We start from the raw sequence: 26,606 nt of genomic DNA, 5'->3' as shown, positions 1-26,606 counted from the left end.
ATCACAACGACCTTCAACGGCGCGAATAGGTTCTATTAGTCTGATTTTAGGTCGGTGTCGATGAAAACCTCAGGCAGATAGTTCTGTATCAACCCAAGGTGGACACCTATTCTTGAGCTATGAGTGCTCCGGGTTTCCCTCCACGCTCGCGGCGTTGAGCAATGGTGATTCCGCTAAGTAATTGCCGCGCAGTCTCCTCGTGGAAACAAAGACCACGCCGCGGTACCATCGGTATACCTTTAGCCTTGATCATGGCTCCTCCACTAATGCCCTTTGGGCGTGGAGAGGTTTGCCATCTGCCGCCAATTACCGTCTGGTTTTCATACGCGAGAGCTATGTGAATGTTCCGATCCAGGCCCAGCTTCAAATAATCTTCTTGGTCAAGCTCGCGCGAAGGAAAACATTCTCTTTTAGCATTAGCTTGATTTCCGGACGTATTAGATTTCTTCGAGCGGAAGCCTGCGGCCATATAAACACAGCCAACATCATCAGACTGCTCCAAATCTACATCCTCCAGCGTCAATGCTATCCGCTTGAACTCATCTGGTACTTCTGACTGTATGTGAAATACAGACGCATCTATAGGATCATCAGCATGAGTTCCTGACTTACCTCTAGCACTGCTAAATCTATCGCCCCCGAAAGTACATAGTAGCTCTCCCTTGGTGACAGCCATGCATAACTGATTAATACCAATATCATCGAACACATGTGATGCACTCAGAACGAAGTACTCGCTACCAATCTGAAAGGCAACACCAGAGCCGGTCTGCTCAAATTTATTTTTTTTCAGAGTGTGGTAGATCGGCAGTACCGCTGACTCGATCCTCTGAGGTAGATCCAGAGCTATTCCCACCTGCCGCCCCATTAACGCAAGGGCAAATTGAACTCTTGGATCTGTCAAGTCGATATCGACCTTCATTATTAATCCCTTGAATAAACTAGTGCTGATCCCTGCAGCAGGATCAACGAAAGACATCCTTTATGGAGGTGCTGTATCACATAGTCAAGTCGACGCGGCCCTAAGGACCGCTCTCTGTTTCTCATACTCAGCGACTTCAGAATACATGGACTTCGGGGTAGCTCGTTTTGAGGGTGAACACGTCGCTATTTAGCTCCATCTCGCGGACCACGGCTTCGTAGTTGATGTAATCCGCCAACGAGGCTGGGATCTGCGTGCCTCTTCGATGAGCTGCTGTGCGTAGTCGGCGCGTTAGCAACATACCCTCCCAGGCTGGTCAAGAAGGTCTTGAAACTGGTTAGGTCGAATAGAGCCCCATGCTCGCCTTGGTCCAGTGCCTCACTTGGCAACCTGATACTGAAAACCCAGATAGAAATCGTGCCTGTGGATCGTCCATGAATAGCTGTTTGGGCAAGAGGACGTCTTGATTCGTCTGAGCTAAGTAGCCATCATCGCTACGTTTCATACGTTAAATGCTCATATAGCTTAAGAGAGAACGCATCGTGTCAGAGCTTGCAAAACGGGAAGAAAATGGAGGAAGTGGCGAAAGTTTAACGCAGTCTATCTTGCTATCGCGATTCTGGGTTCTGAAGCGGTCGGCTGACGTCGACGGCGCAGACTTCCTCGTACAACGACAATCTGACGAACTGGATGAGGTCCGTCGCCGCGCGCATGACATAGAAATCCTGGGAATCGTCCAGTCGAAGTACTTCGAAAAATCAAACCAAGTGAAAGTGCAAAAACTTTACGTTTTGGACAAAGATCAACCACGCAAGGAGTTTTTCTGTAGCTTACATACCCACGACGAAGAAGGCGAACATGTGCATTACTTCTTCTCTGCTCAAGATATCGTTAATGAATTCGAGACTTCACCTTGCGGGGAGTATTACTGGTTCGCGCTGACCAAGGAACGCCAGTACACAGAATATAAGAACCCAAAAAATCGATTCATCCTCGATAAGATTGAAAGCGGAATGAATCAAGCGGAGGGAAGCGCGAACAAGGGCTTCATTCAGAATAAACTTAAGGTATTCGCAAGACCGACGATGCACTTTCAGAATGTACCGGATTTTCAGTACACACTTATGATCGTCGACGAAGTTCGTGTGGTTACGGCAAAAAACATGATGACTTCTAATAGCCGCCTATTGGAAGCAAGGCGCGACCTTTACGAAAATCAGGGCGACTTCTACTGGGGTGACGACTACACCGGATGCCAGTTCCTCGCTGTATCAATTCTGGCGCACCATTTCGACGGGGACCTTCCGGAAGATGCACCGGTCGCAGCACTGCGTGGTCTGTTAATGGATCTGGACGCAGATTCTACGTACGTGATCAAGAGTGGGATACTTCGCGAACTCATCGAAAATCCTGAACAGCAACAAAACAGCTTACAGGAACTAGAAGCCAAATTCGGCGTTGACTCAGAAGCTGGCGATATTGCGTATTTTGAAGTAATAAGCATGCTCGGCACAATACTAAGTATTCGGTGTAAGAACGGCGTTGAGTCTGTTGTGGATACTGCCGGGAGCAACAAAGATATCGTTGGGACTCTCAACTTAGCTAGAATTTTCCTTCCAGGAATCGAGCGTAACGCTGAGCCTACCAGTAAAAAGTTGGCAATAAGGTTGTCTGTCGAGCGTGATGCGCACACCGGAAAAGTTGTTCGAGTTCTTGATACTTTCGATATGCATAAAATCCACTAGGTTTAGGCGTGCAACGGAGGGCGTAATAGTATGCATTCATGGCGGGTAATTGCGCAGGATTGCCCGGCCATGTGCATTCGACCAGACCAACCATTTTGCATCGAATTTGACTTGAACGCTTCGTCGATATGAAGGCAGAGAGGGGCAAAAGCGTCTAGTTTACGAAGGTTATGGCTCAGGGTATTGATACCAACCTTCACGGGCGCTAGCCTGAACAACCTCTGATCGCCACCATCGAAGGGTTGGCGGTCAACACTGCGATCTGCGCCCCCCCACACATAGGATATTGTTATGGCAACTACCATGTACTTTGAAGAAACGATCAAGGTAATAGAAACTCAATGGATGTAGAAATCGGTCGATCATCTTTCTACCCAGAAGATAGCATCTACATTAATGTCGATGGAAAATTGGTAATAATGGATCGAGCAACTGCCAAAAGATTTGTTGAAGCGGTCGTATCAGTCGGTTTATATCATGGGTTTACTGAATAACCAGAAGCTAGATCCCAGTTCTAGCTATTAGCTACCTCTGCTGGGTGAGTCATAGTGACAACGTGCTGACATCTCAAAAATCCCGAGTTCGATTCCACCGAGAGCCATAACTAGCTGATTTATTTATAGTTACTAGTTGGGGTACGCCGAATTTTCCAGCGAACTCCAGACGCCCGAAAAACCTAGTCTCGCCGAAACATACCGTTCGTCTGGTGCCGGCACCATATAAGACGAAGCCCTCACAGCAATGTGAGGGCTTTGTCGTTTCTGGGGTAAGCATCAGCTCCCTCGCTACACACACAGCCGGCCACATCGACCGTGATGTCGTTCGTCTCTGCGCTCATTTGCGCCCCCTCCCTTGGCTGAAGCCTTATCCCCTATCAATAGCTTTTGGTCCGGCTGAAAAACGACTTTGCCCTACCGAATGATTGATGGAGAATGCGCCACGGCAAGGAACGCTGCACTTGAGCGGCCCGTCATGCACACATTTCATCATTCAATTACCAAGGGAGCGGTGCGTGATTAATCGCGACAATTCATTCGACCTGATCAGGCACCTAGCGGCGCTGGCAGTTCTTGTAAGCCACCACTACGTACTTTCCGGCCAGCAAGAACCCATGTTGCAGGGCTACAACTCGTTAGGGGCGATTGCCGTATTGGCATTCTTCGCCATATCCGGCTTCCTCATCACTCAAAGCTTTCTAAATACTCGCAGCTTCTACCACTACATGGAGAAGCGAATCGCGCGAATTTTTCCTGCATTGATCGGCTGTGCATTTGTGATGGTGTACCTCTGCGGGCCTGCATTCAGCACAAACGGTTTGGGCTATGCATTCAGCCTGGAGTCGTTGACAGACTTTTTGAAAGTGTCGGCGTTTGGCCGCGCGGACATAGGCGACATTACCAGCACCTTCATATTTAAAGATTCGTTCAACGGAAGCTTGTGGTCGCTGAAAATTGAATTTGGCTGCTACGTGCTGCTCGCGTTGGCGCTGCTGGTATTGCGCAGGGCAGCCGTGCCGCTGATCATCGCACTTGCCTTTTGCATAACCACCTACCTATGCAGCACGTCAGCACACCCGATGGCACCGAAGCTACTGGTGTACTCAACCGTCGGGATTGTATTCTTCGTAGGGTCTTCGCTGTATTTCTATCGAGCTGCATTCAGCAGCGTGAAAGCGAAACTATTGATCGGCGTTCTGTCGGCAGCACTTGTTCTGGTCTCCCTGAACACACCGTTGGTTATGGTGTTTGCAAGCATCGGAGTGAGTCTTCTGGTGCTGTCACTTGGGACGTTGTGCAAAGATCGAATCATTAAATCTCGATTCGATATTTCGTATGGGATGTATCTCTACGCCTTCCCCGTGCAGCAACTCATGATCAATACGACGGCGCTGAGTTTCTACGCTTCCATGCTGGCAACCGTGGCAGTTGTCATCGTGCTGGCCAGCCTGTCGTGGCTGTTTATCGAGAAGCCTGCGCTGAACTATGTGCATCGAAGATCCCGACACCAGGAAAGCGCTGCCACAATGGCATAGAGCAGTTTCACGCTGTGATGGTTTGAACTTCGCGGCCTGTTGCCTGGGGATTTCTGGCTTTCGACACGACTGACGCTCGGCTGCGAACTCAGCGACCACGCTTGAGAATCCGATTTTGAGGCAGGCGCCAAAAGCGCCACGCCGTCGTTAAATCAACGAACGTGATAGCTCTCACTCGATAGGGGCGTCTCACCAATAACTGCACTTCAGGCGTCACCCCTTGGTGATGGTAAAGGCGGTGAAGGTGGGAGTCGCCCTGCAATGCTGGGCAATAGGATGTGAATGTGGGGGCCGGGGTGGCGCGATCGCGGGCAAGCCCGGCTCCCACGGGGATCGACGTGGGGCTTTTTTCAGTGCCCCGCGCTTTGGCCGCCGTCCACGTGCAGGATCTCGCCGGTGACGAACCCGGCGTTCTCCAGGTAGATAATTGCCTGGGCGATATCACTCGCTTCGCCCATGTGCCCGACCGGATGCAGGTTGCCCAATGCCGCGTGGGTTTCTTCGCCGTGCATCGGCGTCTTGATGATCCCGGGGCTCACCGCGTTCACGCGAATGCCGCGTTTGGCGTATTCGATTGCCAGGGATTTGGTCGCTGCGCTCAAGCCGCCTTTGGTCAGCGAGGCCAGCACCGACGGCACACCGTCAATGGCGTGGTCCACCAGGCTGGTGGTGATGTTGACGATGTGCCCGGCGCCCTGTTTGAGCATTTCGCTGATCGCCAGCTGGGTGATGTAGAAGAACCCGTTGAGGTTCACGCCCAGCACGTTCTTGTAGTCTTCGTGGGTGTAGCGGGTGAAGGGTTTGGCGACGAAGATACCGGCGTTGTTGACCAGGCTGTCGATGCGGCCAAAGTGCGCCACGCCTTCGCGGATTACGCGCTCGGCGGTGGCCGGGTCGGCGATATCGCCGGCCACGGTAAGAATCTCCGGATCCGTCGACGGCGTGATCGACCGCGAAGTGGCAACCACCCGGTAACCCAGCTGGCGGTAAGCCTCGACCGCAGCAGCGCCAAGGCCCTGGGATGCGCCGGTAATCACAACGACTTTTTTCGAATTGCTCATGATGAAACCTCTGTATGGAAAGTGAGATGGTTCAAGCAGCCACGGCGGACATTTCCCGCAGCATCTGTTCGTAATAACTGACTGATTGCGACCCGCAGACCAGCTGACGACCATTGAGGACCATGGCCGGCACGGCGTTGATGCCGCGCTCGCGGTAGAACGCTTCAAGCTCGCGCACTTCATTGGCGCAGTCGGCAGAGGCCAGCACCCTTCGTGCGTCATCAATGTCCAGCCCGGCCTCGGCGGCTAAACGTGCGAGGATTTCGTGATCGCTGAGGTTCTGACCGTCGGTGAAAAAACCGCGCAACAGCACCTTTTTCAACACGATCTGCCGCCCTAGCGGCAACGCCCACAGCAGCAGCCGATGCGCATCGAAGGTGTTATAGAAGTGGCTGCGTTTTTCCAGGTCAAAGGTGAAACCGATGGCTTCGCCGCGCTCGATCAACATCCTTTTGCCGCTGGCGACGTCTTCAGCGCTGCGCCCGTATTTGCGCATCATGTGGGCGACGGCGTTTTCGCCCTCGGCCGGCATGTCAGGGTTGAGTTCGAAGGGTTTAAAGGTCAGTTCAACCTTGACGTCGCCCGCCAGGTTGGCGATGGCTTGCTCCAACGCAGTAGCGCCCAGGGCGCACCACGGGCAGACCACATCGGAGATGAAGTCGATGGTGACGGGCGTGCTCATGACGGATTTTCCGCGAGCTGTTTACGGTATTGAGTGGTGGTGACGCCGGCGTAGCCCCAGTTATCGGTATCGACTTCTTCGATGACGATGTGGGTCAAGTCGGGGCGTTTATTGAGCACGCGTTCGAGGGTTTCGGTGAATTCGGCAATGACCTGGGCTTTTTGCTCCGGGGTAACGCCGTCACGGGTAATGCGCAGGCTGACAAAGGGCATGGCAGTGGCTCCAGTGGCCGGCCATCGGAGTGATGGGCGGGCAAGTGGGCCTAATTTAGGCGTGCGCCTGATGGGGATAAAGATGGGCTGGAGTACTTCATTAGTGACGCGGTGTAACAGATGTATTAGGTAATACCTCCAAGTATCGCGCCTGGTGCTTTTTTCGGTATAACCGACAGCTCTGCGTTGGGACCGGACTTCCATGAACGCCCTGAAACTGATCTGTCTGCTCGTCATTTTCCCGCTATTGCTCGCTGCCCTCGGTGTCTGGGAGCGCGAACGTGCTGCCGAGGCATCCACCAGCATCATCGTCTACAGCGCCAAGGTGAACGCCGCTAAACAGCAGTTGCAGGCGCTGGCGGCGCAAGATCCAGCGGCGCTGGTCGACCTGGGCAAAGAGAAAATCAGCGTGCAACTGGCGCTCTCGCGCCTGGTTAACGTTGAAGCCGAGCTGCCGACTGCTCATCGCCTAAACCGCGCCCTGCGCGAGCTGGCACCGTGGGTGATCGGCCTGGGGTTGCTCGCGGCGTGCATCGGCCTGGCCGCGCTGGCCGGCACTCAGTGGGCAGGGCAACGCGCGCAGCAGTCGCGGGAGAAATTGCTGCAGGTGTTCTCCCTGGGCAGTCGGCTGTTGCCTTTTGGGCTGGTAAGCCACGTGGTGGCAATGGCCGCGACGTTGGCGTTGGTGCTGATTTACGAAGGCCTGGCGATGTGGCATGTGGGACGCCTGGGCAGCGGCGAAGTCAAGTTGATGGCGACACTGGGCGTGTTGGCCGCTTTCAGTGTGTATTCAATCTGGTCACTGCTTAAACAACTGCGCTACATGCTGGGGATGTTCAAGCCCGAACCGCTGCAGATGTTCGGGCAGGCCGTTACACCCCAGCAGGCACCCGCGTTATGGCGCCATGTGCGCGAACTGGCCGGCCAACTGGGTGCATTGGCGCCGGATCATATTGTGGTGAGCCTGGCCCAGGGCTTTTACGTGACCTCCAGCGAAGCCAGTGTAATGCCCGCCGAAACGCGATTGCGCGGGCGCACCTTGCATGTGCCGCTGCTGCACCTGGGCCTGCTGAGCCGTGAAGAAGTCGGCGCGGTGATCGGCCACGAACTGGCGCACTTTGTGGGTGAAGACACCGAGTACAGCCTGCATTTTCTGCCGATCTACGACGGCGTCGACCGCAGCCTGCGGGCGCTGCTGGAAACCATGCACGCCAGCGACCTGATCCAGGGTTGGCTCATGCGCCCTTCGTTCATGTTCGGCCTGTTTTTCATGCAGCGATTCGATCACGCGGTAAATCACTGGAGCCGAGAACGCGAGTTGCTGGCAGATGCTGCCGGCGCCCGGTTAGTGGGGAACGCGGCGGCGGCCTCGGCGTTGTTGCGAATCTCGGTGCTGCATGCCCACATCGAGCAGGCGTTGCTGACGCTGTGTGACACGGCCACAGAGGATGACTTGCCGGGCGCGGTGCTGACCGCATTGCGCGACACACCCTTGCAGCTGCCGCCCGAAGCGCTGGACATTCACCAACCGCACCCGACCGACTCTCACCCATCAAATGGCGAACGCTTGCAAGCCTTACAAGTGCACGTGGAAGACGCCGTGCACAGCGCCACGCGCGCGGTGGATGTAGCTGCTGCGAATGCGCAAATCGATGCGTGTTTCAGTGCGCCGCTTAGCGTGCGGGTACAACTTTCGCGCGACCTGAATGCGCTGGCAGAGACCGAAAACACTGCGCAAACCGAGCTGTTGGAAACCATGGTGACGTCCACTACAGGCGAATGCTCGCTGCATGAAGGCGGCCGGTGGCGGGGCACGCTGATGGCGGTGTTGGCAGTGCCGTTCGTGTTGCTGGGGTTGGCCATCATGAGTCGGCCCTGGCTTTCCCCGGAAAAATTCAAAGGCACCCCGCTATCGGCCGTGGGCGCCGGCGCGGCGATCGGCAGCATCGCGCTGATCTTTTTATGGATGGGCATCCGCCGCTTCAAGCGCGCACCGCAAACCGCGCTGCGCCTGACGCCGGAGCATTTTGTGTTCGCCAACCTGAAGCACCCCTTGCCCATCGAACACATTGCCGATGTCAGCCTGCAATTTGCCCAAGGCGTCTGGGTCACGGTAGAACTGACGCCCGAAGCGCCGTTACCCGAGCGATGTAAAACCGCATTCGGCGTACCCGGAGCGCGGGTCAACAAGAAGAAACGCCAAGTGCTGCTGCAGATGGCCCAACTGTGCATCGATAACCAGAAAATCGAGCCTTACGAAGGGTTGACGATGATGCTCAACTACCTGAATGCCTCGCTCGCCCGCAAAATTTTGCAAAACCGCCAAGACTGAAGTGCAGGCATAAAAAAACCCCGAACCAGTCGGGGTTTTTGATCGCCTGAAATCAGGCGCGACGCCAAATCAATTAGAAAACGTTGATCGGGTAATCGGCGAACAGACGGATTTCGTTACCGCCTACGTTGTAGTTGCTGGCGTTGCTGGAGACGCGCAACCAGGACGCACGAGCGCGCAGGCTCAGGTCTTTGGCTGGGCCGCTCTGAACGACGTATTTGAACTGGTTGAAGATTTCACGCTCGGTGCCACTGCCGCGGTTGGAGCCGTCGTCAATGTTGGTGCCGCGCACGTAAGCAATGTTGTAGGTCAGGCCAGGCACGCCGAAGGCGCTGAAGTCCAGGCCGTAGCCTGCTTGCCAGGAGCGCTCGTCCTTACCGTTGAAGTCGGACCAGTAGGAGTTGGCCAGCAAGATGGTGTTGCCGCCATCGCCGATGCCGCCAGCGTTGCGGTAGCCGCCGTACAGATAACCGGTGTCGCCGGTGCTGCGCTGGTGAGCAACGGTGAAGCTGTGCGGGCCAACAGCCCAAGTAGCGCCCAGGCTCCAGATTTTGTTGTCGCGAGCGTCGGCGTCACCTTGGTTTTCAAGGGCGAAGCTCTTGTCCAGCTTGGTTTTGTAGCCGTTGAAGTCAAAGGTCAACGATTGCTTCTCTGGCAGGGCCAGTACGTAGTTGACGTTGACGTATTGCTTCTTCAGCACATCTTGCATGTCGGAGGCGTACAGCGCGGCCGACAGGCTTTCGGTGAATTTGTAGCTACCACCGATGTAATCAATGCTTTTCAGGCGACCGCTGTCGGTGCCTTCGGCGCTCTTGCGCGCTTCCTTGGTGAAGTGACCAGCGTCCAGTTGCAGGCCGGCGATCTCTTTGGAAACGATCGAGGTACCTGTGTAGGTTTCCGACAACAGGCGGGAGTTGTCGTACTGCAGAACAGGGACTGCCGGGAACTGATCACCGTACTTCAGCACAGTGTTGGAAACCCGGAATTTGACGGCTGCGCCGCCCTTGGCCAGATCGTCGGCAGGTGCGCCGTTACGTGTCGTGCCATCCGCGCGCGTGGTGGCTGCGCCTTCTTTAAAGAAGTCGATACCGCCCGCGCCTGCGCGGCCTCGGCCACCATCCAGGCGAATGGCGTATTGGCCGATCACGTCAACACCCACACCGACGGTGCCTTGGGTGAAGCCGGATTCAAATTTACCGATGAAGCCCTGGCCCCACTCGGCTTTGTCTTGCTTGCCGTTTTTGTAGTCACGGCTGATGTAGGCGTTACGTGCTGCGATGTTCAGGTGGCTGTCGTCAACAAAACCCTTGGATTGCTCCTGGTCGTTTGCCATTGCCTGAGTAGCGCTCAAAATCCCCAGAGCGATCAGACCCATCCGTTGCTTCAACATTTCTTATATTCCTTATTACTGGTTGAGTACGCGCTGTGACACCAGGCTCCGTGTCGCTTTTCTGGTGTCGACTTTTTCCGGAAAAAACAAAGCCCGCGGACGACTGAACTGCCGCGGGCCTTTTTTTATTGGATAAGTCATGGCGGTTAGCCACAGGCGTTGGGCGCAATCCTATGCGCGCGTTGAACTATGTGTCAATTTCGTGAATCGTCTGTATTTAGGCGAAATAATTCTAAGCAACGGCCTACAGCGCTTGTGTGAAAGCCAGAAAATCGCTTTTAGGCGCTAAAAAAACACATCGAGTAACACTTTCCAAAGCCTACATTTTTGGGAATACATAACGCGCGCAAATGCAAAGCATTACCATTAACGCGCACATTCCTTCCCGAACTTTTTTGGATAGATTCCTCCATGCCAGTCTCTCGCCTGACGCCCATTACCCTTGGGCTTTCTGCTCTGCTGTCTGCTGGTTTTGCCTGCGCCACCACGATTTTGCCGCAAACCTCGATCAGCACCGAAGTTGACGAAGACGACCCACGCGTCAAAGAGACCCACACCGCCACCCGCACTGCCACGTCGGTGCGTTATGTGCCGCAGGCCATCGATTCGGTAAAAACCGAAACCCTACGCGCCTACGGCACCAACGATCTGGGCCAGGCGTTAAGCGGCATTCCCAACGTAAGCAGCGGCGCCGACACGCGCTTCGACAGCCTGCGCATTCGTGGTTTCGACGCAAGCAACGACTTCTACCTGGACGGCATTCGCGACGACAGCCAATACGTGCGCGACCTGCATAACATCGAACGCATTGAGGTGCTCAAAGGCCCGGCAGCCGTGCTGTACGGGCGCGGCGGTCAGGGCGGGATCGTCAACCGCGTGAGCAAATTGCCCACCGCGGGTCACCCCTCCAGCATCGAAGCCCAGGGCGGCAGCCATGATTTGCGCAGCCTGTATGCCGACCTCAGCACCGACCCCACAGACGACATCAGCCTGCGCCTGAACATGGGCAACCAGGACAACAACAGTTTTCGCGATGGCGTCAGTGGCAATCGCCAGCTGTTTGCGCCATCGATGAGCTGGCAACTGACGCCCGACCTCAATTGGTTGGTGCAATACGAATACAGCCGTTACAACCGCACGCCGGACCGCGGTATTCCCGGAGTCAACGGGCGCCCGGCAGACGTGAGCCGCAGCGCCACCTATTTTGATAGCCGCGATTACATCGACGACAAGTCTCAGTCGCTGCGCTCCAGGCTCGCTTATGAACTCAACGCCAACTGGCAACTGCGCCACACCTTGGGCGTGTTCAAGCTCGACAGCGATTTCGACAACACCTACCAGACCGGCTACGACCCGAAAACCAACAAGGTCACGCGCCAGCGCTGGCAGCAGGAGTTGACCACCCGCAATGTATTCAACAACCTCGAGCTGGAAGGCGCTTTCGACACCTTCGGCCTGGAGCACCGCCTGCTCACCGGCCTGGAGCTGGGCAACCAGCGCCGCGACCCGAAACTGTATACCGCCACCGCCGTCAATCGTGGCGGCCAAGCCGTGCCGAGCCTGGATCTCAACCAGCCCAACCGCCACCTGAGCCACAACGGGCCGATGAGTCTTTCAAGTTACAACCACACCGAAGTCGAAAGTCGCGCCGTGTACGTGCAGGACCAACTGCGCCTCAACGATCAATGGCAACTGCTGGCTGGCCTGCGCTATGACCATTTCGAAGTGGACACCACCAGCAAGGTGCTCAACACCCGGCAAGCTGTCGAAAGCCGCAGCACCAGCCCGCGCGTCGGCCTGGTATGGACGCCGCTGGAACATCACTCGTTTTATGCCTCGTGGAGCAAAACCTTCTCCCCCGCGGGCGGTGGCCTGATCGGTATCACGCCCAATGCCGCTGGCAGCGTCAACGACCTGAGCCCTGAACTGACCAAACAGAAGGAAATCGGCGTGAAGAGTGACTGGCTCGATGACCGCCTGAGCACCACCCTCGCCGTGTACGAGCTTGAGCTTTATAACCGCCGCACCAGCGACCCGCTCGACCGTACCATCACCCTGCTCACAGGCATGCAACGCTCGCGCGGCGTGGAACTGACGGCCACCGGCAAGCTCGTCGGCAATTGGTATGTGCGTGGTGGTATCGGCCTGCAGGATGCCAAGGTCGAGAAGGACAACAATGGCTTTGAAGGCAAGCGCATCAGCGATGTGGCCAAGCGTAATGGCAGCTTGTTTATCACCTGGAAACCCGAGATGGGCTGGTACGCCGAAACCGGTCTGACCCTGGTGGGTGACCGTTACGCCGATAACCTCAACACCGTGGCGCTGCCAGGTTATGGGCGGTGGGACGCGTTGGCCGGGTTCCGCCAGAAGGAATGGGACGTACGCGCGGCGCTGAATAATATTGCCGATAAAAACTATTACGCCTCGGCCACCAGTGCGGCGCAGATCCAGCCGGGCGAGCCACGTAGCCTGGTTGTAACGGGCACCTACAGTTTCTAAAACCTCACACCCTGATGTGCGAGCGGGCTTGGCTGCGATGCCATCGCAGGCAAGCCCGCTGCCATCACTGATCTCAGTGCTCGTTAGTTTTTCAACAATTCACACAACGCGCGCACTTCATCCTCACTGAACAGCCCCGCCGGGTAACGTTCACTCATCACGCGGCGCAGGTCAGCTTGCCTGACCCGTCGCGAGCCGTTTGCCTTCAACCAGAGCGCCAACGCACGGATCGCATCACCGTTGACCCGCGTGGGGTGGAACGGGCGCGTGTAGATCAGGTTGATATCGGCATTCATTTCAGCGCTCTCTCCTACTGCGTGAGCGGCTAACTTACTCAAGGTTTGTGACAGAACTGCGCAGTCATCGCCTCGAGTCACTGTGACGACATCGATACAAGAGCTATGCCAATGTCCCGTATTTACAGGCATTCGGACACAAAAAAGCCCGCGGCCGTGCAGGGCCGCGGGCTTGCTATTCGCGCTACGAACGGGTAGCGCCGGGCTGTGGCCCAGACGCTGTTACAACTGCACTCAGTTTTTGTGCGGCGCCGGTTGTTGTTGGGTCAGGCAATGGATATTGCCGCCACCCAGTAACAGTTCGCGCCCCGGCACCATCACCACTTCGTGCTGCGGGAACAGGCTCTGCAGAATCTGCTTGGCCTGACTGTCCAACGGGTCGTCGAAGCTTGGCGCGATGATGCCGCCGTTGACGATCAGGAAGTTCACGTAGGAACCGGCCAACCGCACGCTTGGGTTACGTTCCTGGCTACCGTCCACCGGGTCGACGCCGGCGCACTCTTCTTCGGTGGCATACAACGGCCCCGGGATCGGCATTTTGTGCACTATGAATGCGCGCCCCTGGGCGTCGGTGCTGCTTTGCAGCACGTCCATGGCAGCGTGGCAACGCGCGTAGTTCGGGTCTTGCGGGTCGTCGGTCCACGCCAGCAGCACTTCGCCCGGGCGCACATAGCAGCAGAAGTTATCCACATGACCATCGGTTTCGTCATTGAACAGCCCGTCCGGCAACCAGATGATCTTATCCACAGCCAGATTGGCGCTGAGCACCGCTTCGATGGCCGCGCGATCCAGGTGCGGATTGCGGTTGCGATTCAACAGGCATTCTTCGGTGGTGATCAATGTGCCTTCGCCGTCCACATGGATCGAGCCACCTTCCAGCACGAAGCCTTCGGTGCGGTAGCGCGGCGCACGTTCGATCTCGAGAATCTTGCCGCCTACCTGCGAATCGCGGTTCCACGGCGCGTACAGGCCGCCATCGAAACCGCCCCAAGCATTGAAATCCCAGTTCACGCCGCGCACTTCGCCGCTGTTGTTGATCACGAAGGTTGGGCCGGTGTCGCGCACCCAAGCGTCATCGCTGGACATTTCCACCACCCGGATGTTCGGCACGTCCAACCGCGCGCGCGTGTTTTCGTATTGCCCGGCCGAGACGCCCACCGTCACCGGCTCAAAGCGTGCGATGGCCTTGGCCACCGCCACGTGCGCAGCCTGCGCGGGCTTACCCCCCAGGCGCCAGTTGTCCGGCCGCTCAGGCCAGATCATCCAGGTTTGAGTCTGTGGTGCCCATTCGGCGGGCATGTAGAAGCCATCGGCGCGAGGTGTGCTGTGCAGGGTGGTCATGGCGTTCAGGGCTCCGAATGGGGTGAAAGACCGACTTTATAACGGATAGAAATCGGCTTTAAAAGGTAAAAAAGATGGAAATCACAAAACATCACGGCTAATAACCGATAACAATCGACTATTACAACTGCTCATCCAGCACCTTCGACAACATGTCGACGAAGAAGTCCACGCTGCGTTTGGACGTAACCATCGGCGGCTTGATCTTGAGGATATTGAGGTAGTCACCCGTGGGCTGCATGAAAATACCCAGTTCCCGTAACCGGTCACACAGCAACGCCGTTTCTTCGGTGGCCGGTTCAAGCGTATGGCGATCACGCACCAACTCCAGCCCCAGATAGAAGCCGGAGCCATGAACAGCGCCGACCAGTGGGTGACGATCGATCAACTGCTCCAAGCGCGCCTTGAAATGCCCGCCCACCACCTGGGCGTTTTCCCACAGCTTTTCTTCCTGCATCACGTCCAGCACGGCCATCCCGATCTGACAGCTGACCGGACTGCCCCCCGACGACGAGAAGAAATACCCTTCGGCCTCCAACGCCTCGGCGATTTCGCGCCGGGTGATCACCGCGCCCAACGGCTGGCCGTTCCCCATGCCCTTGGCCATGGTGATGATGTCCGGCACCACGCCCTGCTCTTCAAAACCCCAGAAAAAGTGGCCCATGCGCCCATACCCCACCTGCACCTCATCGGCGATGCACACGCCGCCCTGGGCGCGCACCCGCGCGTACACCTGCTGCAAATAACCCGGCGGCAGTGAAATACCCCCCGCATTGCCGTAGACCGGTTCGCATATGAACCCTGCCAACTGGCGTTTACTCGCGGCGATTTTCGCCAGGTTGTGGTCCACGCTTCGCACGTAATCCGGCGCACTGTCCGGCCCACGGAACTCGCCGCGGTAGGTGTTCGGCGCGGTCACCGGGTGCACCCAGTCCGGGCGGCTGCTCAATGCCTGCGGGTTGTCGGCAATCGAGGTCGACACCGCATCCGCCGCCACCGACCAGCCGTGGTACGCCTCCAGCACGCTGAGCATGTCGCGCCCGCCGCTGTAGGCCCAGGCCAGGCGGATCGCCAGGTCATTGGCCTCGGTGCCGCTGTTGACCAGAAACACCCGGTCCATGCCCTCTGGCGCCAATGCCAGCAAACGCTCGGAAAACTCGGCAATCGCCGCATAGTGAAAGCGCGAGTTGGTGTTGAGCAGCGACCATTGCCGCGCCGCCACCGCCGCCATGCGCGGGTGGCCATGGCCCAGCACGGCGACATTGTTGAGCATGTCCAGGTAGGAACGGCCCTGCATGTCGATCAGGTGGTTGCGCCAGCCACGCTCGATGCGCGGTGGGTCGACGTAATAGTGCTTCTGCGAGCGAGCGAAACTGGCATCCCGACGCGCCAGCAGAGCTTCGGCGTCCAGCTCCGTCTCGGCATCACAGGCCAGCCCCAGCAACGCAGCCGGCGACGGGCAGAGGGCTTGCCACGCCGGCGCCCTGGACGGGGTGCAGAACAACGGCGGCTCGAGCTCGGCACGGCATAACTGTACGGTGAGCGGGGCGTGCACCTCACCGAGCAGTTGCCCCTTCACCACCACCGAACCCGGTTTCAAAGCGGTTCTCGCGCCGCCTATACGCAGGCTCAGTTGAGCGTCATGCAAGCACAGCAGACCATCGTCGCCTTGGCGCAACGTACCGCCAAAGGGCGCTTCCAATACGGTGCCATGAGGCAGATGCAACTCCACGTGAAGCGGGAAAGTCTGCGGCTCGACGGCACTGTCGGCACGCGTTCGCGACAACCGATATTGCCCATACCGACTGGCCGCCAGCCCATGCACGGTCGCCGCTTCATCCAATAACCGGCGGTCCATGCCGGGCAACTCCCAATTGCCGGCCTCGAAATGCGGGCTGAGTACACCCAGGTCGATCAGCGCGAACTCACGCCCTACCAGGCCCGGCAGCAATGGTGCAAAGTCTTGGCCGGCCATCGGCGGCAACGCTTGTGCGACACAACTCAGGATCGCCGCCTCCATCAGCGCAAACGGCACCGAGGTCGCCACATGAAAAATTTCCCACTCGTGCTCGGCATTTTTCAGCAGGTAAGTGTTGTCAGGATCAAGGCGTTGCTGCTGTTCGCTGCTGAGCACCAGCACCGCCGCGCGCGCCACAATCAGTGGCCACAACGCCTGTAATTCTTCGCGCAGCAATGGCGTCACCGCATGGCAGGCCTGGACCGCCGGCAGGATGGCAAACGGGTCTCCATCGGCATGGTGCAACAGCGCCGCGCAGGTCACCGACAGGTCGGCAATGCGCCAGGTGTGCACCAGGTCGCCGAAATCAATCACGCCCTGGACCTGCCAACGCCGCTGGGCGTCGCGCTGCCAAACGACGTTGTCATCGGTGATGTCCAGGTGCACGGCTTGCCACGGCAGGTGATCGGCCAAAGGCTGAAGGCGCGTGTGTGCGTGGTTGGCCGCGCGCTCGATGGCGTCGCGGTGCGGCAGGTTATCCAGGCTGGCCAGCAGGTGCATGATCAGTGCATGGGCGTGGCGCGGGTCCCATTGCAACGTGCGGTCCAGGCCCGGGTGCTCGAAATGCTCAAGTGCGCGGCTGACTTGTCCACACAGCTCACCAAAGCCTGCGATCACGTCACGGCCCAGGTGCGGCAGATGCGTCAGGGGCTGGCCGTCGATATAGTCCAGCAGCCGCAGGTGCACGGTTTGCCCGCCCACGGTGACGCTCAGCACGTCTTCCCCGGTCAGAGCGCGGTTCACCCTGGGCACGCGCACGTGCGCTTGCAGGTCATTGAGGGCGGCGTGCTGGGCCTGCAGTTCAATGGTGGCGTAGTCGCCCCGGCAGATCTTCAGAACGAAGCGGCCACGCTCGCTGTCAACTCGGTAATTGAGGTCTTGTTGGCTGCCCAGCGACTGCAACGCGCCCGTCAAACCGTAATGTTGCTCGAGCAATTGCGCGGCTTGATCGGCGCTTATTTGTGGGCAAGGCAAACTGGCACGATTGATCAACGTGGCGAGCAACATGGTGGCGACCTCTGCTTTTTCAGGCGCTTATATCGCCATTGTTCGGGGCTGTTAATCAACCCCTCATGCATACCGGGCTTGCGCCGTCCCGATTCACAACTCAAGCTATGCCAACCTCGCCAAGTCTTCGTCTAAGGAAAAGGCCCTCGACATGCGTATTCTCATCACCGGCGGTGCCGGTTTTATCGGTTCCGCCCTGGTTCGTCACCTGATTCAAAACACCGAGCACGACGTGCTCAATCTGGACAAACTCACCTACGCCGGCAACCTGGAATCGCTGACCAGCATTGCGTCCAATAGCCGCTATGAGTTCGTGCAGGCCGATATCATCGACCAGGCTGCGGTCAGCGCCGTGATTGCGCGCTTTAAGCCTGAGGCAATCATGCACCTGGCAGCCGAGTCGCATGTCGACCGCTCCATTGATGGCCCGTCGGATTTCATCCAGACCAACATCGTCGGCACTTACAGCCTGCTGGAAGCCACTCGCGCTTACTGGCAAACGCTGGAAGAGCCGGCCAAGAGCGCGTTTCGCTTTCACCACATCTCCACCGATGAGGTTTATGGCGACCTGCACGGCGTGGACGACCTGTTCACTGAAACCACGCCTTACGCGCCCAGCTCGCCGTACTCGGCCAGCAAGGCGGCGTCCGACCACCTGGTCCGCGCGTGGCAGCGTACTTACGGCCTGCCGGTGCTGCTGACCAACTGCTCGAACAACTACGGGCCGTTCCACTTCCCCGAAAAACTGATCCCGCTGGTCATCCTCAACGCCCTCGCCGGCAAGCAACTGCCGGTCTACGGTGATGGCTTGCAAGTGCGCGATTGGCTGTTCGTCGAAGATCACGCTCGCGCGCTGTTGAAAGTGGTTACCGAAGGTGTGGTCGGCGAGACCTACAATATCGGCGGCCACAACGAACAGAAGAATATCGACGTGGTACGCGGCATTTGTGGCCTGCTCGAAGAACTGGCACCCAATCGCCCGGCGGGCGTGGAAAAATTCACCGACCTGATCACTTTCGTCAAGGATCGCCCGGGCCACGATCAGCGCTACGCGATCGATGCCAGCAAGATCGAGCACGACCTGGGTTGGGTGCCCGAAGAAACCTTCGAAACCGGCCTGCGCAAAACGGTGCAGTGGTACCTCGATAACCTCGACTGGTGCCGCCGCGTCCAGGACGGCAGCTATCAGGGTGAGCGCCTGGGTAACACCGAGCCAAAAGACCTGATCGCATAACAACAGCATCACGCACCACAGCTAGGCATAATGCGCCTGTCCCCACAGGCGCATGATTCCCATGACTCCACCCCTTCCGCGAAGACCCCGCTGGCGCAGCCTCGCCCTGTTGGCGTTGTGCCTGGCACCGCTGCTGTGGCCGCTGGAACACCTGGCCGAGCGCTATTACCGCAGCGAACTGGCCGGTCAAAACCGCCAGACCCTCGACCTCTACGTCGCCAACCTGCTCGGCACCCTGCACCGCTATGAAGTGCTGCCCCAGATTCTGGGTGACTTGCCGGCCCTGCGCACCGCGCTGGATGCGCCCGATGTCAGCACCAACCTGGTCAACGCCAACCTGTTGCTCAAGAACGTCGCCGCCCAGGCCGGGGTGGAAGTGATGTACCTGATGGACACCACCGGCAAAACGCTCGCCGCCTCCAATTGGGACAAGCAGGACAGCTTTGTCGGGCGCAACTTCTCGTTTCGCCCCTATTTCAGCGAAGCCATGGCCGGGCGCCTGGGCCGTTTTTTCGGACTGGGCACCACGTCGGCCAAACGCGGCTACTTCTTCGCCGCCGCCGTGCGCGATGGCGACACGATCATCGGTGTGCTGGTGGTCAAGGTTGACCTGGACCATACCGAAAGCCTGTGGGGCAAAACCCCGGAACAACTGCTGGTGACGGACCACAACGGCGTGGTGATCCTTACATCGCGCCCGCAATGGCGATTCCGTGCGACACGGCCGCTGACCGCCGAAGAGCGCCAAGCCATCATCGCGATCCAGCCCTACCCGACGCGCGACCCCCAGCCGCTGGCCTTGAGTACGACGGCATGGCTGCGCCAATCCTCAGCCATTGCCGAAACCGGCTGGACGGTGGAAATTCTGGCGCCGCGCTCGCTGATCAATCGCCCGGTGCGCACGGTGGTAGCGGTCGGCGGCGCCACATTGCTGGTACTGATGCTGCTGCTGGGCTTGATGATGCAGCGCCGTCGCCATTATCTGGAACGCATCGCGTTTGAAGCCAAGGCGCGCCGCGAACTGGAAGCCCGCGTGATCGAGCGCACCAGCGACCTTGAAGGCCTCAACCGTCGCCTGAAACAGGAAGTGCTTGAGCGCGAACACGCCCAGCAGGAGCTGGTTCGCGCCCAGGACGACCTAGTGCAAGCCGGCAAGCTGTCAGCGTTGGGGACCATGTCGGCGAGCATCAGCCACGAACTCAATCAACCGCTCGCGGCGATTCGCAGCTACGCAGAAAACGCCGAGATCCTGCTCGACCACGAGCGCACCAATGACGCTCGCGGCAACCTCAAACTGATCAGCGAACTGACCGGGCGCATGGCCTCGATCATCGCGCATCTGCGCGCGTTCGCCCGTCGCGACCGCCACGCACCGGAAAGCGTGGCCCTGCAACCGGCGCTGGACGATGCACTGGCGTTGCTGGCCAAGCGGCGACGGTCGATGGAAGTGGAGCTGATCCGCGATTTGCCAGAAGCAACCCTGTGGGTACAAGCCGGCGAAACGCGTCTGCGCCAGGTACTCGGCAACTTGCTGGCCAACGCCCTCGACGCTCTCACCGAAAAAGGCCCGCCGCGCAAACTCTGGTTGAGTGCCCAAACCACCGAACAGGGCGTCAACCTGTACATTCGCGACAACGGTCCAGGCTTTTGCATGGAAGCCCTGGGCCGCGCCAGCGAGCCGTTCTACACCACCAAGACGCGCACCCAGGGCCTTGGGCTGGGGCTGGCAATTTGTGACACGTTGATGCGTGCCTTTGGTGGCGAATTGCTGTTTGCCAACCACAAGGAAGGCGGCGCGCTGTTAACCTTGAAATTGCGTGCCGGCTCGCCGGGCGTCAGTCTGCAACCGTCCGAGGACCGCAGTGTATGAGTATCGATAACCAGATTCAGGTGGTGTTGATCGACGACGATCCACACCTGCGTCAGGCCCTGTGCCAGACCCTGGACCTGGCCGGGCTGAACGTCCTGACCCTGGGCGAAGCCACCGGCCTCACTGCGCGCCTGTCGCGGGACTGGCCGGGCGTGGTGGTCAGCGACATCCGCATGCCCGGCATGGACGGCCTTGAGTTGCTCGCCGAACTGCACGGCCAGGACCCGGAACTGCCGGTGCTGTTGATCACCGGCCACGGCGACGTGCCGCTGGCGGTGCAAGCCATGCGGGCCGGCGCTTATGATTTCCTTGAAAAACCCTTCGCCAGCGATGCCCTGCTCGACAGCGTGCGTCGCGCCCTGGCCCTGCGCCGTCTGGTGCTGGACAACCGCAGCCTGCGCCTGGCCCTCAGTGACCGTCAGCAATTGAGCACGCGCCTGGTCGGGCATTCGCCGCAAATGCTGCGCCTGCGCGAGCAGATCGGCGCCCTGGCCGCGACCCGCGCCGACGTGCTGATCCTCGGCGAAACCGGCGCCGGCAAAGAGGTGGTGGCGCGCGCGCTGCACGACCTGTCCAGCCGACGCAGCGGGCCGTTTGTGGCGATCAACGCCGGCGCACTGGCCGAATCAGTGGTCGAGAGCGAGCTGTTCGGCCATGAGCCGGGAGCGTTTACCGGCGCGCAGAAACGCCGTATCGGCAAATTCGAATTCGCCAATGGCGGCACGCTGTTTCTCGATGAAATCGAAAGCATGAGCCTGGACGTGCAGGTCAAGCTGTTGCGCCTGTTGCAGGAGCGCGTGGTGGAACGCCTGGGGGGCAATCAACTGATCCCGCTGGATATCCGCATCATCGCTGCCACCAAGGAAGACCTGCGCCAAGCTGCCGATCAGGGACGCTTTCGCGCTGACTTGTATTACCGCCTCAATGTTGCACCGCTGCGCATTCCACCGTTGCGCGAGCGCGGCGAGGATGCCTTGATGCTGTTTCAACACTTCGCCGACGAGGCCAGCAGCCGTCACGGCCTGCCGCTTAACGAACTGCAACCGGGCCAGCGCGCGCTGCTGCTGCGTCATAGTTGGCCCGGCAATGTGCGCGAACTTCAGAATGCGGCAGAACGCTTTGCCCTGGGGCTCGAGCTGGCACTGGACGCCACGGCGGACAACCCTGCCGCTGGCGTCCTGACTTCCACGCCCGGCGGCCTGAGCGAACAGGTCGAGCAGTTCGAAAAAAGCCTGATCGCCGCCGAGCTGACCCGCCCTCACAGCTCGGTGCGCAGCCTCGCGGAAGCCTTGGGCATACCGCGCAAAACCCTGCACGACAAACTGCGCAAGCACGGCCTGAACTTCGCCGACAGCGCCAACCACAGCGCCGACGACGAATGACCCTGCCCACTCGCCAAGAGGCCGCCATGAGCCGCGACAGCCGTTACCTGGAATCCATCCTTCACCACGACATCCCGCTTACCCGGGAAATGGGTCTCAAGGTGCTCGACTGGCAACACGGCCAGTTGCAGCTGCACCTGCCCTTGCAAGCCAATATCAACCACAAGAGCACCATGTTTGGCGGCAGCCTGTATTGCGGCGCCGTGCTGGCGGGCTGGGGTTGGCTGCACCTGCAATTGCGCGAAGAAGGCATAGAAGACGGGCATATCGTGATTCAGGAAGGGCAGATCAGCTATCCGCTGCCAGTCACACGGGATGCGACGGTGGTGTGTCGAGCGCCGGAGGAGAAGGTGTGGAAGCGTTTTGTGGCGACGTATAACCGTTATGGCCGGGCGCGGCTGACGCTGGAGACGTGGATCGTGAATGAGGGGAGTGAGGAGCGCGCGGTGGCGTTTACTGGCCAGTACGTCTTGCACCGTTAACCGTCAAACCCCAAAAAAATATGAGCGCTGGATTGCCACGGTGTCTACACAACTTCCGAATGGCGCCCCCATCCTCCGTGGCGAGCGGGCTTGCCCCGCGTTGCGCTGCGAAGCAGCCCTAAAACCTGAAACGGCGGTCGGCCGGCAGAGCGCGGTGTTCTTAGTGGGGCCGCATCGCAGCCCAACGCGGGGCAAGCCCGCTCGCCACGAAAGCTCGTCTGTTACCTATTTAGTGTTTATCGGAAGCTATGTTGAGGCGCCGCGATAGCGATCTGACAGTCACAGCGTGAGTGGCTGCTCTACCGAAATCGCAGGCAAGCCAGCTCCCACATTGAATCTAGGCCAGGCTCAGGATCTCGCCAGGGTCAGCAAGCGCTCGCGCCATGCGGCCTTGGCCGGCAGCGCCAAAAAGAACGGGTTCAGCAGCGATTCCCGCGCCGGATAGCTGAACGGCTTACCACTCAACTCCAACACCTCGCCGCCCGCGCCTTCCAACACGCCTTGGGCCGCTGCGGTGTCCCACTGCGACGTCGGCGCCAAACGTGGATAGCAATCGGCACTGCCTTCGGCCAACAGGCAGAATTTCAGCGAGCTGCCGATATTCGCCAGCTTCAACGCTCCCAGGCCTTCGCTCAAGCCGTGCAGCAGGCGCTCCTGCTCAGGGCTGCTGTGGCGACGGCTGGCAACCACGGTGAAGGCTTCACCTGCTGCCGGCGTCTGGCGTACCTGAATCTGCTTGGGTGCCTCGTTCACATCAGAACGCCACGCCCCCAGCCCCGCGCCTCCGAAGTAGCAACGGCCACTGGTCGGCATCGATACCACACCAAACACCACGCGGCCTTGTTCGATCAAGGCGATATTGACGGTGAATTCTTCGCTGCCAGAGATAAATTCCTTGGTGCCATCCAGCGGGTCAACCAGCCACCAGCGCTGCCAGCCCGCACGCACACTCTGGTCGATATCCGCGTCTTCTTCGGACAACACCGGAATGCTCGGGTCGAGTGCGGTAAGGCCGGCGAGAATCAGATGGTGAGCGGCCAGGTCCGCTGCCGTCACCGGCGAGTCATCCGACTTGGAGCTGACCTCCACGTCGGCGCGCCAATACGGCAGGATCACTTCACCCGCCTGACGGGCCAGCTCAATCACAGGCGCAATAAACGGGTGACCTAAAAACAGTTCGCTCATGCGATAAACGCTCCACGCTGGGTTAACAGGTCTCGTACCAGATACAGTGCCGCCAGGGCGCGCCCCTCGCTGAACTGCTCGTTTTGCGCAAGCTGCGACAGCTCGCGCAGGTTAACCCGATCAACCCGCATCGGCTCAGGCTCATCGCCCTCCAGGCGCTCTTCGTACAGATCGGTGGCCAACACCACCTGGATTTTCTGGCTCATGTAGCCGGGCGACAACGACAGCTCGGTAATGTGCTCCAACTGACGCGCGCCATAACCGGCCTCTTCCTTGAGTTCACGGTTGGCCGCCGCCAGCACGTCTTCGCCGGGTTCGATCAGCCCCTTGGGCAACGACACCTCATATTCATCGGTGCCGCCGCAGTACTCCTCCACCAGCAACGCATGATCGTCGTCAATCATCGCCACGATCATCACCGCGCCGTAGCCGGCACCGCGGCCTACCAGGCGCTCGTAGGTCCGTTCAACGCCATTGGAAAAGCGCAATTGCACTTCCTCCACGCGGAACAAACGGCTACTGGCGACTATTTCGCGGGCGAGGACGGTGGGTTTCTGGCGCATAAGCGGCTCCTTGGCGTGATCGGGTTACTATACCGTGGCTTTTCCGATTGTCTGTGTCGGATATCTTTACTTACATGAGAACGCCCCATGCCCTCTTTGCCCTGGCACGCCATCGATACCGTCCTGCTGGACATGGACGGCACCTTGCTCGACCTGCATTTCGACAACCATTTCTGGATGGAGCACCTGCCCCAGCGCTACGCCGAGCTGCACGGCGTAAGCCGGGCCATGGCCGATAGGGAACTGCAGCCACTGTTCGAGCGTAACGCGGGACAGTTGCAATGGTATTGCCTGGACTTCTGGAGCACGGAACTGAATATTCCGGTGCGCGAACTCAAGCTGGAAACGGCCCACCTGATTGCCCTGCGCCCGGACGCGGATACCTTTCTGGCGGCGATCAAGCAGGCCGGCAAGCGCGTGATTCTGATCACCAACGCTCATCGTGACTCGCTGTCCTTGAAGTTGGAACGCATTGAACTGGCGCCGTATTTCGAGCGGTTGATCAGCTCCCATGACTATGGTTTTGCCAAGGAGAACCCGCAATTCTGGGATGCCCTGCAAGCGGACATCCAATTCGACCCGGCGCGCAGCCTGTTTATTGATGACACCTTGCCGATCCTGCGCAGTGCCCGGGATTTTGGCGTGGGGCATCTGCTGGCAGTGAAAGAACCGGACAGCAAGAAGGGGCCAAAGGACACAGCAGAGTTTGCGGCGGTGGGGGATTACCGGGATCTGATCGCCGGGCTCTAATCAAAAGTGGGAACGGGCTTGTGTGAGCGCCGGGCTTGCCCGCGATATAGGCACCTCGGTGTATCAATGACACCGAGGTGATGCTATCGCAGGCAAGCCAGCTCCCACACAATCCCGCTCCCACCGTTGGGCCAGCGTATTACTCAGGAATGCGCAGTGTCTGTCCTGGGTAAATTTTGTTCACATCTTTGAGCAACGGCTTGTTGGCCTCAAAGATCTTGTTGTACTGGTTGGCGTTGCCGTACACCGCCAGGGAAATCGCGCTCAGCGTGTCGCCCTTTTTCACGACGACGAAACGGGCCGCTGTCACAGCCGGGCCGGTCACGGTGATCTGGTCTTCTACACTGCCAACACCTGCGATGTTGCCTGCAGCCAGGATGATTTTTTCTTTTTCTTCCTGAGAGGCAACTTCACCCTTCACGGTGACCTTGTCGCCATCAACGGTTGCGGTGATATTCGGGTTTCCGAGCCCGACATCGCTGATGTGCTTTTTCAACTCATCACTTGCGTTGGCGTTACCCGGCGTCAACAGGTCAATAAGCTTCTCGCCTGCTTCCTTAACAAAGCTAAAAATACTCATGGTGCGCTCTCCTTGGGTTTTTAAGTTCCAGATGCCCAAGACTAGACCAGTCCTGCTGTCTTGGGTTCCAGGCCGACCAAAGACCCAAACGCGCTAGAATCCCCCGCCATTGGAATAAGCCCGGAGCGAAGATGGACATCAAACAGCTGAAATTCCTCATCGCCCTCGACGAGACGCGCCACTTCGGTCAGGCGGCCGCGCGCTGCCATATCACCCAGCCGACCCTGTCGATGCGCTTGCGTAACCTGGAAGAAGAGCTGGACTTGCCGCTGGTCAATCGCGGTCAGCGCTTTGAAGGCTTTACCGCGCCGGGCGAGCGCGTGCTGGCGTGGGCGCGCACGGTGCTGGCGGCCTATGACGGCTTGCAGGCCGAAGCAGCGGCCTGTCGCGGCAATTTGGTCGGCACCCTGCGCCTGGGTGTGGTGCCGTTGTCGAGCTTCGATCCCTTGGCCTTGATGCAGCAACTGCATAAAGAGCATCCGAGCCTGCGCTTTGAACTGTCGGCATTGAGCTCCGAACAAATCCTCGAACAGCTGGCGAGCAACCGCCTGGACCTCGGCGTGTCCTACCTGGAGCGCCTGGATAACGAGCGCTTCGACTCGCTGGCCTTGGGCGAAACCCGCATGGGCCTGCTCTACGACCAGCGTTTTTTCAGCTTCGGCGACAGGCCGTTGAGCTGGGAAGCGCTGATCGAACTGCCGCTGGGCATGCTCACCAGCGGCATGCATTTCCGTCAGTCCATCGACCATAATTTCCACAGCCGCGGGCTCAACCCGCAACCGCTGTTGCAAACCGACGCGGTGCATCAATTGTTACAAGCCGTGCACGGCGGCCTGTGCTGCGCGGTGATGCCATTGGACGGCGGCCTGGATGCACTGACTGAGCACCTGCGCCTGCAACCCATTGAAGACGCCCACACGTTGGCTCGCCTGGGGCTGATCATGCGTCGCAGCGCACCGCGTTCGGCATTGGCGGAAGCCTGTTTCGCACTGTTTCAAAAATCGCAGCAAGAGCCTTGATCGA

Annotated in this window: 21 protein-coding genes; 10 read left to right on the top strand and 11 right to left on the bottom strand. The window is 58.7% G+C overall.

Going from position 1 to position 26,606, the window contains the following annotated elements; all coding sequences use genetic code 11:
* Nucleotides 1-106 precede the first annotated feature (106 nt).
* Nucleotides 107-922: a hypothetical protein gene (locus tag AACU78_RS20005; RefSeq protein ID WP_106577444.1), complete on the bottom strand. Its 816-nt coding sequence runs from the start codon at nucleotides 920-922 to the stop codon at nucleotides 107-109.
* A 542-nt stretch (nucleotides 923-1,464) separates the two neighbouring features.
* Here AACU78_RS20005 and AACU78_RS20000 point away from each other — a divergent pair.
* Both AACU78_RS20000 and AACU78_RS19995 read left to right on the top strand, forming a co-directional pair.
* A complete protein-coding gene (locus AACU78_RS20000; RefSeq protein ID WP_146151430.1) occupies nucleotides 1,465-2,667 on the top strand; it encodes a hypothetical protein in 1,203 nt (400 codons plus the stop codon).
* 1,012 nt (nucleotides 2,668-3,679) lie between these two features.
* A complete protein-coding gene (locus AACU78_RS19995) occupies nucleotides 3,680-4,699 on the top strand; it encodes an acyltransferase family protein (protein ID WP_256586956.1) in 1,020 nt (339 codons plus the stop codon).
* Nucleotides 4,700-5,049: 350 nt separating this feature from the next.
* Here AACU78_RS19995 and AACU78_RS19990 read toward each other — a convergent pair whose 3' ends face one another.
* Genes AACU78_RS19990 through AACU78_RS19980 form a run of 3 tightly spaced genes read right to left on the bottom strand, consistent with a single transcriptional unit; the run spans nucleotide 5,050 to nucleotide 6,654 of the window.
* On the bottom strand, nucleotides 5,050-5,760 hold the full coding sequence (locus AACU78_RS19990) for an SDR family NAD(P)-dependent oxidoreductase (RefSeq protein WP_106577441.1): 711 nt from the start codon (nucleotides 5,758-5,760) through the stop codon (nucleotides 5,050-5,052).
* A 31-nt stretch (nucleotides 5,761-5,791) separates the two neighbouring features.
* Nucleotides 5,792-6,442: a DsbA family oxidoreductase gene (locus AACU78_RS19985; RefSeq protein WP_106577440.1), complete on the bottom strand. Its 651-nt coding sequence runs from the start codon at nucleotides 6,440-6,442 to the stop codon at nucleotides 5,792-5,794.
* Nucleotides 6,439-6,654: a tautomerase family protein gene (locus AACU78_RS19980; RefSeq protein WP_106577439.1), complete on the bottom strand. Its 216-nt coding sequence runs from the start codon at nucleotides 6,652-6,654 to the stop codon at nucleotides 6,439-6,441. Before AACU78_RS19980 ends, AACU78_RS19985 begins: the two co-directional genes overlap by 4 nt.
* A gap of 202 nt (nucleotides 6,655-6,856) precedes the next feature.
* Here AACU78_RS19980 and AACU78_RS19975 point away from each other — a divergent pair, with 202 nt between their 5' ends.
* A complete protein-coding gene (locus AACU78_RS19975) occupies nucleotides 6,857-8,986 on the top strand; it encodes a M48 family metallopeptidase (protein ID WP_106577438.1) in 2,130 nt (709 codons plus the stop codon).
* A gap of 73 nt (nucleotides 8,987-9,059) precedes the next feature.
* Here the strand turns inward: AACU78_RS19975 and AACU78_RS19970 are convergent, their stop codons facing one another.
* A complete protein-coding gene (locus AACU78_RS19970) occupies nucleotides 9,060-10,376 on the bottom strand; it encodes an OprD family porin (protein WP_106577437.1) in 1,317 nt (438 codons plus the stop codon).
* 411 nt (nucleotides 10,377-10,787) lie between these two features.
* Here AACU78_RS19970 and AACU78_RS19965 point away from each other — a divergent pair, with 411 nt between their 5' ends.
* The gene (locus AACU78_RS19965) at nucleotides 10,788-12,875 is read left to right on the top strand and encodes a TonB-dependent receptor (RefSeq protein WP_106577436.1); all 2,088 of its coding nucleotides are present in this window, start codon (nucleotides 10,788-10,790) and stop codon (nucleotides 12,873-12,875) included.
* An 83-nt stretch (nucleotides 12,876-12,958) separates the two neighbouring features.
* On the opposite strand, the gene AACU78_RS19960 is transcribed toward AACU78_RS19965, so the two are convergent.
* The 3 genes from AACU78_RS19960 to AACU78_RS19950 form a co-directional block, all read right to left on the bottom strand.
* Entirely contained in the window at nucleotides 12,959-13,171 is a 213-nt protein-coding gene (locus tag AACU78_RS19960; protein ID WP_106577435.1) for a hypothetical protein, read from the bottom strand.
* A gap of 234 nt (nucleotides 13,172-13,405) precedes the next feature.
* Nucleotides 13,406-14,512 (bottom strand): agmatine deiminase, encoded by a 1,107-nt coding sequence (gene aguA / locus AACU78_RS19955; protein ID WP_106577434.1) that lies wholly within the window; start codon nucleotides 14,510-14,512, stop codon nucleotides 13,406-13,408.
* 121 nt (nucleotides 14,513-14,633) lie between these two features.
* Complete coding sequence (locus AACU78_RS19950; RefSeq protein ID WP_106577433.1) at nucleotides 14,634-17,537, bottom strand: aminotransferase; 2,904 nt, start codon at nucleotides 17,535-17,537, stop codon at nucleotides 14,634-14,636.
* A 151-nt stretch (nucleotides 17,538-17,688) separates the two neighbouring features.
* Here AACU78_RS19950 and rfbB point away from each other — a divergent pair, with 151 nt between their 5' ends.
* From rfbB to AACU78_RS19930, 4 genes are all read left to right on the top strand, one after another.
* Nucleotides 17,689-18,771, top strand: a complete 1,083-nt coding sequence (rfbB, locus tag AACU78_RS19945; protein ID WP_106577432.1) for a dTDP-glucose 4,6-dehydratase — start codon at nucleotides 17,689-17,691, stop codon at nucleotides 18,769-18,771.
* 61 nt (nucleotides 18,772-18,832) lie between these two features.
* On the top strand, nucleotides 18,833-20,641 hold the full coding sequence (locus AACU78_RS19940; RefSeq protein ID WP_106577431.1) for a sensor histidine kinase: 1,809 nt from the start codon (nucleotides 18,833-18,835) through the stop codon (nucleotides 20,639-20,641).
* Entirely contained in the window at nucleotides 20,638-22,023 is a 1,386-nt protein-coding gene (locus tag AACU78_RS19935; RefSeq protein ID WP_106577430.1) for a sigma-54-dependent transcriptional regulator, read from the top strand. Before AACU78_RS19940 ends, AACU78_RS19935 begins: the two co-directional genes overlap by 4 nt.
* Nucleotides 22,024-22,049: 26 nt before the next feature.
* The gene (locus tag AACU78_RS19930; RefSeq protein ID WP_106577429.1) at nucleotides 22,050-22,505 is read left to right on the top strand and encodes a thioesterase domain-containing protein; all 456 of its coding nucleotides are present in this window, start codon (nucleotides 22,050-22,052) and stop codon (nucleotides 22,503-22,505) included.
* Nucleotides 22,506-22,853: 348 nt separating this feature from the next.
* Here the strand turns inward: AACU78_RS19930 and cysQ are convergent, their stop codons facing one another.
* On the bottom strand, nucleotides 22,854-23,690 hold the full coding sequence (cysQ, locus tag AACU78_RS19925) for a 3'(2'),5'-bisphosphate nucleotidase CysQ (RefSeq protein WP_106577428.1): 837 nt from the start codon (nucleotides 23,688-23,690) through the stop codon (nucleotides 22,854-22,856).
* Nucleotides 23,687-24,253 carry an ADP compounds hydrolase NudE gene (nudE, locus tag AACU78_RS19920; RefSeq protein ID WP_106577427.1) on the bottom strand — a complete coding sequence of 189 codons (567 nt, stop codon included), beginning with the start codon at nucleotides 24,251-24,253 and terminating at the stop codon, nucleotides 23,687-23,689. The genes cysQ and nudE overlap by 4 nt, the downstream gene beginning before the upstream one ends.
* A gap of 87 nt (nucleotides 24,254-24,340) precedes the next feature.
* Here nudE and yrfG point away from each other — a divergent pair, with 87 nt between their 5' ends.
* Nucleotides 24,341-25,003 carry a GMP/IMP nucleotidase gene (gene yrfG, locus AACU78_RS19915; protein WP_106577426.1) on the top strand — a complete coding sequence of 221 codons (663 nt, stop codon included), beginning with the start codon at nucleotides 24,341-24,343 and terminating at the stop codon, nucleotides 25,001-25,003.
* Nucleotides 25,004-25,142: 139 nt separating this feature from the next.
* Here yrfG and lysM read toward each other — a convergent pair whose 3' ends face one another.
* Entirely contained in the window at nucleotides 25,143-25,583 is a 441-nt protein-coding gene (gene lysM, locus AACU78_RS19910) for a peptidoglycan-binding protein LysM (protein WP_106577425.1), read from the bottom strand.
* A gap of 131 nt (nucleotides 25,584-25,714) precedes the next feature.
* Here lysM and AACU78_RS19905 point away from each other — a divergent pair, with 131 nt between their 5' ends.
* Nucleotides 25,715-26,602, top strand: coding sequence for a LysR family transcriptional regulator (locus AACU78_RS19905; RefSeq protein ID WP_106577424.1), 888 nt, complete (start codon nucleotides 25,715-25,717; stop codon nucleotides 26,600-26,602).
* Nucleotides 26,603-26,606: the final 4 nt, after the last annotated feature.

The sequence above is a fragment of the Pseudomonas sp. R9.37 genome (assembly GCF_963878885.1).
In the GTDB taxonomy this organism is placed as follows: Bacteria; Pseudomonadota; Gammaproteobacteria; order Pseudomonadales; family Pseudomonadaceae; genus Aquipseudomonas.
This window is presented reverse-complemented; position numbering and strand designations above follow the sequence as displayed.

Excerpts from the sequence above, each read along its gene's own strand:
- AACU78_RS20005 (WP_106577444.1), bottom strand. The coding sequence starts at position 922 with ATGAAGGTCGATATCGACTTGACAGATCCAAGAGTTCAATTTGCCCTT.
- AACU78_RS19990 (WP_106577441.1), bottom strand. The coding sequence starts at position 5,760 with ATGAGCAATTCGAAAAAAGTCGTTGTGATTACCGGCGCATCCCAGGGC.
- AACU78_RS19985 (WP_106577440.1), bottom strand. The coding sequence starts at position 6,442 with ATGAGCACGCCCGTCACCATCGACTTCATCTCCGATGTGGTCTGCCCG.
- AACU78_RS19980 (WP_106577439.1), bottom strand. The coding sequence starts at position 6,654 with ATGCCCTTTGTCAGCCTGCGCATTACCCGTGACGGCGTTACCCCGGAG.
- AACU78_RS19975 (WP_106577438.1), top strand. The coding sequence starts at position 6,857 with ATGAACGCCCTGAAACTGATCTGTCTGCTCGTCATTTTCCCGCTATTG.
- AACU78_RS19970 (WP_106577437.1), bottom strand. The coding sequence starts at position 10,376 with ATGTTGAAGCAACGGATGGGTCTGATCGCTCTGGGGATTTTGAGCGCT.
- AACU78_RS19965 (WP_106577436.1), top strand. The coding sequence starts at position 10,788 with ATGCCAGTCTCTCGCCTGACGCCCATTACCCTTGGGCTTTCTGCTCTG.
- AACU78_RS19960 (WP_106577435.1), bottom strand. The coding sequence starts at position 13,171 with ATGAATGCCGATATCAACCTGATCTACACGCGCCCGTTCCACCCCACG.
- aguA (WP_106577434.1), bottom strand. The coding sequence starts at position 14,512 with ATGACCACCCTGCACAGCACACCTCGCGCCGATGGCTTCTACATGCCC.
- AACU78_RS19950 (WP_106577433.1), bottom strand. The coding sequence starts at position 17,537 with ATGTTGCTCGCCACGTTGATCAATCGTGCCAGTTTGCCTTGCCCACAA.
- rfbB (WP_106577432.1), top strand. The coding sequence starts at position 17,689 with ATGCGTATTCTCATCACCGGCGGTGCCGGTTTTATCGGTTCCGCCCTG.
- AACU78_RS19940 (WP_106577431.1), top strand. The coding sequence starts at position 18,833 with ATGACTCCACCCCTTCCGCGAAGACCCCGCTGGCGCAGCCTCGCCCTG.
- AACU78_RS19935 (WP_106577430.1), top strand. The coding sequence starts at position 20,638 with ATGAGTATCGATAACCAGATTCAGGTGGTGTTGATCGACGACGATCCA.
- AACU78_RS19930 (WP_106577429.1), top strand. The coding sequence starts at position 22,050 with ATGAGCCGCGACAGCCGTTACCTGGAATCCATCCTTCACCACGACATC.
- cysQ (WP_106577428.1), bottom strand. The coding sequence starts at position 23,690 with ATGAGCGAACTGTTTTTAGGTCACCCGTTTATTGCGCCTGTGATTGAG.
- nudE (WP_106577427.1), bottom strand. The coding sequence starts at position 24,253 with ATGCGCCAGAAACCCACCGTCCTCGCCCGCGAAATAGTCGCCAGTAGC.
- yrfG (WP_106577426.1), top strand. The coding sequence starts at position 24,341 with ATGCCCTCTTTGCCCTGGCACGCCATCGATACCGTCCTGCTGGACATG.
- lysM (WP_106577425.1), bottom strand. The coding sequence starts at position 25,583 with ATGAGTATTTTTAGCTTTGTTAAGGAAGCAGGCGAGAAGCTTATTGAC.
- AACU78_RS19905 (WP_106577424.1), top strand. The coding sequence starts at position 25,715 with ATGGACATCAAACAGCTGAAATTCCTCATCGCCCTCGACGAGACGCGC.